At 71.0% G+C, this 9,871-nt stretch carries 8 protein-coding genes; 2 read left to right on the top strand and 6 right to left on the bottom strand.

From position 1 onward, the window contains the following. The 6 genes from ACK4FB_RS05020 to murC form a co-directional block, all read right to left on the bottom strand. Positions 1-247: glucokinase (locus tag ACK4FB_RS05020; RefSeq protein WP_409748564.1), on the bottom strand; the 247-nt coding region annotated here is incomplete at its 3' end. Then, positions 247-2,136: a phosphogluconate dehydratase gene (gene edd, locus ACK4FB_RS05015; RefSeq protein ID WP_409748561.1), complete on the bottom strand. Its 1,890-nt coding sequence runs from the start codon at positions 2,134-2,136 to the stop codon at positions 247-249. The genes edd and ACK4FB_RS05020, both read right to left, overlap by 1 nt. 4 nt (positions 2,137-2,140) lie before the next feature. Then, positions 2,141-2,845: a 6-phosphogluconolactonase gene (gene pgl / locus ACK4FB_RS05010; RefSeq protein WP_409748558.1), complete on the bottom strand. Its 705-nt coding sequence runs from the start codon at positions 2,843-2,845 to the stop codon at positions 2,141-2,143. Further along, complete coding sequence (zwf, locus tag ACK4FB_RS05005) at positions 2,838-4,289, bottom strand: glucose-6-phosphate dehydrogenase (protein ID WP_409748555.1); 1,452 nt, start codon at positions 4,287-4,289, stop codon at positions 2,838-2,840. Before zwf ends, pgl begins: the two co-directional genes overlap by 8 nt. 150 nt (positions 4,290-4,439) lie before the next feature. Beyond that, positions 4,440-6,401 (bottom strand): TonB-dependent receptor, encoded by a 1,962-nt coding sequence (locus ACK4FB_RS05000; protein WP_409748553.1) that lies wholly within the window; start codon positions 6,399-6,401, stop codon positions 4,440-4,442. Positions 6,402-6,521: 120 nt separating this feature from the next. Then, positions 6,522-7,919, bottom strand: coding sequence for a UDP-N-acetylmuramate--L-alanine ligase (gene murC / locus ACK4FB_RS04995; protein WP_409748550.1), 1,398 nt, complete (start codon positions 7,917-7,919; stop codon positions 6,522-6,524). A gap of 75 nt (positions 7,920-7,994) precedes the next feature. Between murC and ACK4FB_RS04990 the strand changes: the two genes are divergently transcribed. Both ACK4FB_RS04990 and ACK4FB_RS04985 read left to right on the top strand, forming a co-directional pair. Then, positions 7,995-8,846 (top strand): LD-carboxypeptidase, encoded by an 852-nt coding sequence (locus ACK4FB_RS04990; RefSeq protein WP_409748547.1) that lies wholly within the window; start codon positions 7,995-7,997, stop codon positions 8,844-8,846. Positions 8,847-8,897: 51 nt separating this feature from the next. Further along, on the top strand, positions 8,898-9,871 hold a 974-nt coding region (locus tag ACK4FB_RS04985; RefSeq protein WP_409748544.1), incomplete at its 3' end, for a LacI family DNA-binding transcriptional regulator.

The following is a 9,871-nucleotide window of genomic DNA, read 5'->3' as shown; positions in this document are numbered from 1 at the left end:
TGGCGTTGTCGGTGACCGGCCCGGCCACCGCGATGATCCCGCCCGTGGGCTTGACCTCGCAGCCGTCGATGAAGGCCCGCACGCCCTCCAGAAAGGTCGGGTAATCCGCGCCGAGGAAGCTCTCGTGATGCTCCAGCACCGGACGGCCGTCGGTCCAGCGGGCGATGGCGAAGCGGGCATTGGTGCCGCCCACATCCCCCACCAGCAGGGTGCGGTCATCGGTGCGGACGGGATTGGACGGGATCATCAGGCGTCCACCGTGCGGTCAACCAGATTGGGGTCGGGCGGCGTGTCGGCGCGCGCGGGTCCGCCGGTTGCGAAGTCGAAACAGACCGAGGCGCCGTCCTCCGCCGCCCCCACCACATGGCGGAACGACGCGAACAGCTCCCGGCCGTAGCCCCAGGCCGAACCGTCGGCATAGGCCTGCGGGCGCGGGGCCATCGGACGATCCTCGAAGCCGTCGGCGCCGACCACGGTCAGCACGCCGTTCTCGGCGTCCAGCCGGATGACGTCGCCGTCGCGCACCCGGGCCAGGGCGCCGCCGTCCAGCGCCTCCGGGCTCAGGTGGATGGCGGCGGGGGTCTTGCCCGAGGCGCCGGACATGCGGCCGTCGGTGACCAGCGCCACCTTGAAGCCGCGATCCTGAATCACCGACAGGGCCGGGGACAGGCTGTGCAGCTCCGGCATGCCGTTGGCCTTGGGTCCCTGAAAGCGCAGCACCACGATCACGTCGCGGTCCAGCTGTCCCGCCTTGAACGCCTCCAGCACGTCTTCCTGGCTGTCGAACACGGCGGCGGGGGCCTCCACCACCCGGTTCTCCGGCTTGACCGCCGAGACCTTGATCACCGCCCGGCCCAGCGCGCCCTTGACCAGACGCAGGCCGCCGTCCTTCTGGAACGGGTCCGATGCGGGGCGCAGGATTTCCGGGTCCAGCGTCTCGGTCACCCCGTCCTTCCAAACCAGCTTGCCGTCCTCCAGCATGGGCTCCTGGAAATAGGCTTCGATGCCCCGGCCCATGATGGTGGTCACGTCGCTGTGCAGGTATCCGGCCTGGGCCAGCTCGCGGGTGACGAAGGCCACCCCGCCCGCCGCCTGGAACGCGTTCACGTCCGCCGAGCCGTTGGGATAGACCCGCGCCAGCAGGGGCGTGACCGACGACAGCTCGTCCATGTCGGTCCAGTTGATCAGCACGCCCGCCGCGCGCGCCATGGCCACCAGATGGATGGCGTGGTTGGTGGAGCCGCCGGTGGCCAGCAGGGCGACGATGCCGTTGACGATGGCCTTCTCGTCGATGACGTCGGCCATGCGGCTCTGGCCCTCGCGCGCCAGCTCCACCGCCCGCGTCGCCGCCGCCGCCGTCAGGGCGTCGCGCAGGCCCGTCTCCGGGTGCACGAAGGCGGTGGACGGCAGGTGCAGCCCCATCAGCTCCATCATCATCTGGTTGGAGTTGGCGGTGCCATAGAAGGTGCAGGTGCCCGGCGAATGGTAGCTGCCGATCTCGCTTTCCAGAAGCGTCTGGCGCTCCACCTTGCCCTGGGCATAGAGGGCCCGGACGCGGGCCTTTTCGGCGTTGGGGATGCCCGACGGCATGGGCCCGGCGGGGGCGAAGACCACGGGCAGGTGGCCGAACGCCAGGGCGCCCATGAACAGGCCCGGCACGATCTTGTCGCAGACGCCCAGACACAGGGCCGCGTCGAAGGCGTCGTGGGTCAGGGCCACGCCGGTGGACATGGCGATGACGTCGCGGCTGAACAGCGACAGCTCCATGCCGGGGCGTCCCTGGGTGACGCCGTCGCACATGGCCGGGACCCCGCCCGCCACCTGGGCCGTGGCGTTGGCCGCGCGCGCGGCCTCCCGCACGATATCGGGGAACCGCTCGAACGGCTGGTGGGCCGACAGCATGTCGTTGTAGGCAGTGACGATCCCCACATTGGGCTGACTGCCCGACATGGCGTTCAGCTTGTCCTTGACCGGGGCGCCGGCGAAGGCGTGGGCCCAGTTGGCGCAGGACAGCTTGGCCCGGCCGGGCGTGTTGCCGGCGGCCCAGTCCATGCGGCGCAGATAGTCGGCGCGGGTCTCGCGGCTGCGGTCGATGATCCGCTCGGTGACGGCGGCGGTGACGGGATTGAGGGGCATCGGCTTACTCTGTCCAGAGGACCTCGAGAGGGGCGCCGCTCGCGATCAGCGCGGCGATGGGCCGGACGGCGGGATCGCCCGTCGCCTCGGCCTCGAACATCGCGCGCTTCTTCGCGCCGGTCAGGGCCAGCACCACGCGGCGGGCGCGGGCCAGATACGGGATATTCAGGCTGATCCGCTCCTGCGGCGGGGCCATGCCGTCGCGCCCGGGCGGCACGCCGAAGACGGCGGGCTCCAGCGCCGTGGTCAGCAGGGTCTTGAGCGTCGGGCTGCCCGGGAACATGGAGCAGATGTGCCCGTCCTCGCCCATGCCCAGCAGCACCGCGTCCAGCGGCCCCTCGGCCTGCAGCGCCTTCGCGGCCAGGGCGGCGGCGCGGTCCACGGTGACGGCTGAATGGTGCAGGGGGATGAAGCGCGCGGCGGCGGCCGGGCCGGTCAGCAGGGTCTCGCGCATCAGCCGGGCGTTGGAGTCCGGCGAGCTTTCCGGCACGTGGCGCTCGTCCACCAGGGTGACGGCCACCTTCGACCAGTCCAGATCAGCCTGGGCCAAGCGGCGATAGATGGGCGAGGGCGTCGACCCGCCCGCCCCGGCGAACAGGGCCTTGTCGCCTTCGCTCAGCGCGGCGGACAGGGCGCCCGACAGGCGGTTGGCGCAGGCGTCGGCCCAGCCGTCCTTGTCCGGGAAGGTCTCGATCCGGATATCACTCATTCCACGCCCGTCCGTTGCGGCTCATCAGTTCGAAGGCGCCGGAGGGGCCCCAGGTTCCCGCCTCATAGGTCTCGGGCTTCATCTCGGCGGCGCGCCAGGCGGCCGAGACGCCGTCGACCCACTCCCACGCCTTCTCCGCCTCGTCGCGGCGCACGAACAGGGTGGAGTCGCCGTTCAGGGCGTCCATCAGCAGCCGCTCATAGGCGATGCGGCGGCGCGGCGGGCGGGCGCTCTTGCCCTCCATGCCCCACGACAGGGACATGCGGATGGGCTGCAGCCGCATCTTCGCGTCCAGCCCCGGCGCCTTGTTCATCACCGACAGGGACACGTCCTCGTCGGGCTGCAGGGCGATGACCATGCGGTTGGCGACGATGTCGCCGCGCCCGTCGCCGTCGAAGATGGAGTGGGGCACCGGCTTGAACTGGATGACGATCTCGGTGCGCTTGTCGGGCATGCGCTTGCCGGTGCGCATGAAGAACGGCACCCCGGCCCAGCGCCAGTTGTCGATGTCGGCGCGCAGGGCGACGAAGGTGTCGGTGTCCGACGCCTGGCCGCGCTCCTGCTCATAGCCCTTCACCGACTGATCCTCGACGGTTCCCGGCGTGTACTGGCCGCGCACGGTGACTTTCCTGGCCGCCGCCTTGGTGATGGGGCGCAGGGACCGCAGCACCTTGACCTTCTCGTTGCGCACAGAGTCCGGGTCCATGTCCGACGGCGGCTCCATGGCCACCAGACACAGCAGCTGCAACATGTGGTTCTGCAGCATGTCGCGCAGGGCGCCGTACTCGTCATAATAGGGCCAGCGGTCGCCCACACCGGTGGTCTCGCCCACGGTGATCTGCACGTGGTCGATGGACAGGTTGTTCCAAAGGGGCTCGAAGATGACGTTGGCGAAGCGCAGCGCCATCAGGTTCTGGACCGTCTCCTTGCCCAGATAGTGGTCGATGCGGAACACCCGGTCCTCGGTGAAGGCCGCGCCCACCGCCTGGTCGATCTCGCGGAAGCTCTTCAGGTCGCGCCCGACGGGCTTCTCCAGCACGATGCGGGTCGTGGGCCCGGTCATGCCGATGGCCTTCAGCGCATTGACGATGGGCGCGTAGAGCGACGGCGACACGGCCAGGAAATAGGTGAGGTCCTCGGTCCCCGCCTTGTCCCTGAGCGCGGAAAGGCTGTCTGGATCGGTGGCGTCCATGGCCAGATAGTCGATGCGCTTCGCCAGCCGGTCGAACGCCTTGGTGCTCCATTGGCCGTCGGCCTCGGCGCGGGGCTGGACCCACTCGCGCACGCTGGCCAGATAGTCCTCGCGGCTTTCCTCGCTGCGCGCGGCGGCGATGACCTTCAGGCCCTCGGGCAGGAGGTCGTCGTGCTCCAGGAAGTACAGCGACGGCAGCAGCATGCGCAGCGCCAGATCGCCGCCTCCGCCGAACAGAACGAGCGTCGGCATTCGCGCCTCACCTTCACCAGTTGCGTGGATGCCCCCGTCTTGGGGGATTTCCACGCCCGCGCCAACCGGACCAATCGGCATTGAAACATCAGTTTATGCGCTGACACCGGTTTCCGTGAACCGGCGACGCAAGATTTCACTCCATCGCGCTCAATAGGTGAGCCGCAGCCCCGCGCGGACGATGCGCGGCGGGCCGTAACCGGGCACGTCGTCGCCGGTGCGGGCGACCTCCACATCCTCCTCGAACAGGTTGTCAGCGGCCAGATAGAGGACGGTGCGCGGGCTCGCTCGCCACTCCGCCCGGGCGTCCAGAACCAGGGCGGGATCCAGCGCGCGGCTGTTCAGATCGTCGTCGAAACGGCGGCTTTCGTACCGGGCGCGGGCCGACAGGCCCAGGCGGTCCGACGCGCGCCAGTCGATCCCGGCGGTGGCGCTCCAGATGGGCGCCTGGGCGGGCCGCAGCCCGGTCAGCTGGGGCGCGTCGGTCCCGCCGTCCATGCGGGCGTCGGTGGCCGACAGGGCGCCGGACAGGGTCACGGTCTCCAGCCGCCACTGCGCCTCCACCTCGACCCCCGTGGCCTCCACGGTGCCGGCGTTGCGGCGCTCCCGCAGCACCCCGCCCGCAGGCACGAAGCCGGCCACCGGAAAGGTCCCGGGGCCCTCGCCGATGGTGACGTTGACGATGGCGTCCTCGATTTCGTTGTGGAACACGGTGGCCGTCAGATCGACCGGGCCGCCGCTCCACGCCAGACCCGCCTCGATGCCGCGCAGCACCTCGGGCTCCAGCTCGGGATTGGCCTCGGTGATGTCGTTGCCCACGCGGAAGGGCCGGTGCAGCTCGTTCAGGGTCGGGGGCCGGAAGCCGGTGTAGGCCGCCGCCCGCGCCGCCCAGCCGCCGCCCAGATCGCGCCGCGCCGCCAGACGCGCGCTGACCACCTCGCCGTCGCGGTCCTGCGAGCGCTGGTCCAACAACACCACATCCGTCGCCGTGTTGGTCTCCAGCCGGCGGCCGTTCTCGTTGCTCCACCGGTCGGCGCGCAGGCCACCGGCCACCAGCCAGGGCCCGCCCGTCCATGAGCCTTCGGCATAGGCGCCCGCGATCAGGGTCTCGCCGCCCGCGAGCCGCTGGCGGTTGAACGCGTTGACTTCGCGCACCTCGCCCTCGGTGCTGCGGACGTCGGCGCCCACCTCCCACTCCAGCGATCCGCCCCAGCGCTCGGCGGCGCGGCGCAGGGCCAGATTGGCGCCCAGCCCGGTGGCCGGGGTGGCGTACTGATTGTTGGCCAGCGACGTGCTCGACCGGTTGTCGGCCACCGACACGAAGGTGTTGCTGAGATCGCTGTCATGGCGCCACACCTGCGCCCGCCAGCCGAGGCGGTGGGTGGTGGGCTGGCGCGCCGCCGTCAGGCTGTAGAGCTGGCCGCTGGAGACCGCCCGCGCCCCATCCAGCCCGGCGCCGCGCTCATCCTCCCAGGCGCCGAGGCGGGCCGAGACGGCGATGTCGTCGGTGGCCGCCCAGTCGGCGCGCAGGGCGCCGCCCAGACTTTCCAGATCCGTCGGCGTGTCCGCCGCGCCCTGCTCCGGGCCGCGCACCGGCACATAGCCGTCGCTGTGCTCGTACAGACCCGAGGCGGTCAGGGTCAGCCGCCCGAAGCCTTGCGATCCCGCTCCGGACAGCCGCGCCCCGCCGCGCTCGGCCAGGGACGCGTCCAGCACCGCGCCCGCGTCGCGCTCGCGCATCACGATCACCCCGGTCAGGGCCCCGGCGCCGTAGGGTCCCGCGCCCGACCCGCGCACGATGTCCAGACTGCCGAGGGATTCCGGCGCGATCTGCGACCAGATCACCCAGCCGCCGAACGGATCGTTCAGCGGCACGCCGTCCAGCGTCACCAGCGTCCGGCCCGCGCCCGACGGCGCGATGGACCGCAGGGATATGCCCTGGGTGGTGGGATTGGCGGACAGACTGGACGTCCGGCGGAACAGCGATACGGCGGGCACGCCGGTCAGGGCTTCGTCTACCCGCTGGCTGGCTTCCAGATCGTCCTGATTCAACCGGATCACCGCAAAGGCGGCGTCGCCTGCGGCGGGCGGCAGGCGCGCGGCGGTGACCACGATCTCGTCAACGGTGACGGGCGGGGCGGGCGGGACGTCGGATTGAAAGATGACGGACTCCGGCGGGAAGGCAGGGTGTGAAAGAGACCTGTCGAACAGATGGGACGCGCGGCCGTTCCCTCAAACCGACGGGCGGAGGCGCTTCAGAAGGTCGGCGGCGAACTCGGACAGGGTGTCGTCGCGGGCGCCCATGATCAGGATGCGGTCGCCGGGGCGCGCCATCTGGATCAGGCGCTCCCCGCAGGCCGCGCGATCGGGCAAGGCTTCGGCATGACGGCCGGTCGCCGTCACCCCGTCCGCGATGTCGCCCGAGCCTACGCTGCGGTCCGTCGTGCCGCCGTAATAGACCGGCTCGGGCATCAGCAGCACGTCGTCGGGGCTCATCAGCCGGGCGAAGACGTCGATGAACTCGGTCTTCATCAGCTTCAGCGGGCCGAAGCCGTGGGGCTGGAACAGGATCAGCAGGCGGCCGGGAAAGGCGTGCAGGGTGTTGAGGGTGGCGGTGATCTTGTCGGGATTGTGGGCGAAGTCATCGATGACGGTGACCCCGCCCGCCTGACCGGCCACTTCCAGCCGACGGCGGATGCCCGAGAACTCTTTCAGCGCCGCCACCGCGTCCGCGACCGACACGCCCAGCGCCTTGACCGCGCTGACGGCCGCCAGCGCATTGGCGACATTGTGGGCGCCGGGCACGCACAGCTCGGCGTCATGGCCCGCGCCGTCGGTCTCGATCAGGCGGAAGGTCATGCCGGCGGCGGTGGGGGCCAGGTCCACGGCGCGCAGATCGGCCTCGGGATGGTCCAGCGCGAAGGTGATCGTCGCCTTCGCCTGTTGCGCCAACGCCGGGGTCTCTGCGTCGTCCAGGTTCAGCACGGCGGTGGTGGCCCGCCCCGCGAACCCGCCGAACAGGGCGCGCAGCTCATCCATGGACTTGTGGTCCAGCGACACATTGGAGATCACGGCCACGGTGGGCTCGTAGCGGGCGATGGAGCCGTCGGACTCATCCACCTCGCTGACGAACAGGTCCGGCCCGCCGATCAGGGCGCTGGCGAAGGGCTGCTCGGGCCGGACGAAATTCTTCATCACCGCGCCGTTCATGACGGTGGGCGCGCGCCCGGCCCGGTGCAGGATCCAGGCGATCATGCCGGTGATGGTGGACTTGCCGCTGGTGCCCGCCACGCCGACGCTGGTCCCGGCGGCGTTGAACAGCTCCGACAGCAGCTGGGGCCGGGTCAGGATGCGGGCGCCGACGGCTTTCGCCGCGCGGATGTCGGGCACCGTGTCCTCCACCGCCCCGGTGGCGACCACCACCTGACCGGCGCGGACGCCTGATCCGTCCTGGGGATGCAGGGTGAAGCCCTGGCCGCGCAGCCAGTCGAATTTTTCCGGCGTGCGGCCTTGATCCAGCGCCCGGTCGGAGCCCTCCACAGCGGCCCCGCGCGCCTTCACGATCAGGGCCAGCGGCAGCATGCCCGAGCCGCCGACGCCGCAGAAGAAGTAGGACTGGTCTTGATTCATGCGCCGCGAACCCCGAAGGCTTGAAGCGCCTGACTAGCACGGCGCGACGGCGGCGCCAGAGGATTGCGCGAGAGAATGGCCAGCCCCGACAAGCCCTTCCGCATCGGCGTCGTGGCCGCCAGCTCGCGCTTCGAGCGGGAGACCGCCGAGCAGGCGCAGGAAATGGTGCGCGCGCTCTATCCCGACGGCTCGGTCGAACTGAAATTCCACCCTGCGTCGTTCGGCAAGCACGGCCATTTCGCCGGCGACGACGCCGGCCGGGCCAGGGCGGTTCTGGAGATCGCCAACGACCCGGCCCACGACGCGGTCTGGTTCGCCCGGGGCGGCTACGGCTCCTGCCGCATCGCCGAGACGGTCATGGCGGGCGTGAATGACGCCGCGCGCAAGAAGGCCTGGATGGGCTATTCCGACGCCGGGTCGATCCTGGCGGGCCTGTACCGGCTGGGGTTTCAGCAGGTGTTCCACGGGCCCATGGTGCAGGACCTGCGCCGGTCGGACGTCAAGATCGCTTTCGCCCGCGGCCTCGACTGGCTGGTGCGGCGGGACAAGGCGGCGCTGGAGCCCTCCGTACTGAGCGGCGGCGCGCCCACGGCGGCGTTCAACATCACCATCCTCAGCCAGCTTCTGGGCACGGCGCTGGAGCCGGACCTGACCGGCCACGTGCTGATGCTGGAGGAGGTGGGCGAGGCGGACTACCGCACCGACCGGGCCATGTTCCACATTACCGGTCAGCCCTCCATTCGCCGCGTGGCGGGCATCCGGGTGGGCCGGGTCAGCGACATCACCCCCAACGACCCGGACTTCGGCCTGACCCCGGAGCAGATCGTGCGCTACTGGTGCGACCGGTCGGGCATCCCGTATCTGGGCCGCGCCGACATCGGCCATGATTCCGCCAACCGGGTCGTGCCCTTCGGACCGTTGACCTGAGCCGTTCCAGGGTCGATCAGGGGACATTGTAATTTGAAGGGGCGAGCAGGCTTGGCCGACTCCCGCAAGGACAGAAAGGGCGCCGTCACCATCCATGACGTGGCGCGCCGCGCCGGGGTTTCGCCCATGACCGTATCGCGGGTCATGAACGAGGCGCCCGGGGTCAAGGACGCCACCCGCAAGACGGTGCAGGACGCGGTGGAGGCCTTGGGTTATGCGCCGAACGCGGCCGCGCGCAGCCTGGCCCGGCAGGGCGGCGGGCGTATCGGCCTGCTCTACTCCAACCCGTCGGCCGGCTATCTCAGCGAGTTCCTGGTCGGCGCGCTGGACGGCGCGCAGAAGACCGGCGCCCTGCTGCTGATCGAGAAGTGCGACCCCAATCCCGAGAGCGAGCGCGCCGCGGTTGGCCGCCTGATCGCGGGCGGGGCCTCGGGCGTGATCCTGCCGCCGCCCCACGGGGAATCCTACGCCGCCCTGTCGGAGCTGAAGGAGGGCGAGGTGGCCGTGGTGGCCGTGGCCGCCGGGCGCTTCCGGTCGGACGCCAGCGCCGTGCGCATTGACGATTTCGCCGCCGCCGCCGAGATGACCCGGCACCTGCTGGCGCTTGGCCACCGCCGCATCGGCTTCATCAAGGGCGCCTCCAACCAGACCGCCAGCGCCGAGCGCCTGCTGGGCTTCGAGACCGAGATGCGCGCGGCCGAGCCCGCCGCCACCGCCCTGATCGAGGCGGGCGAGTTCACCTATCGCTCCGGCCTCGAGGCCGCCGAGCGCCTGTTGTCGGCGCGGCGCCCCCCGACGGCCATCTTCGCCTCCAACGACGACATGGCGGCCGGCGTCCTGACCGCTGCGCACCGCAAGGGGCTGGATGTGCCGGGGCAACTGACCGTGGTCGGTTTCGACGACACCTCCATCGCCACCGCCGTCTGGCCGGAGCTGACCACCGTCCGCCAGCCCGTGGCCGAGATGGCCGAGGCCGCCGTGCGCATCCTCAGCGAGGATATCCGGGGCCGCGGGGGGGCACGCGG

It is taken from the genome of Brevundimonas sp., from assembly GCF_046299535.1.
GTDB lineage: Bacteria > Pseudomonadota > Alphaproteobacteria > Caulobacterales > Caulobacteraceae > Brevundimonas.
Note: the sequence above shows the minus strand (reverse complement) of the source record. Positions and strands in the feature narration are given on the sequence as shown.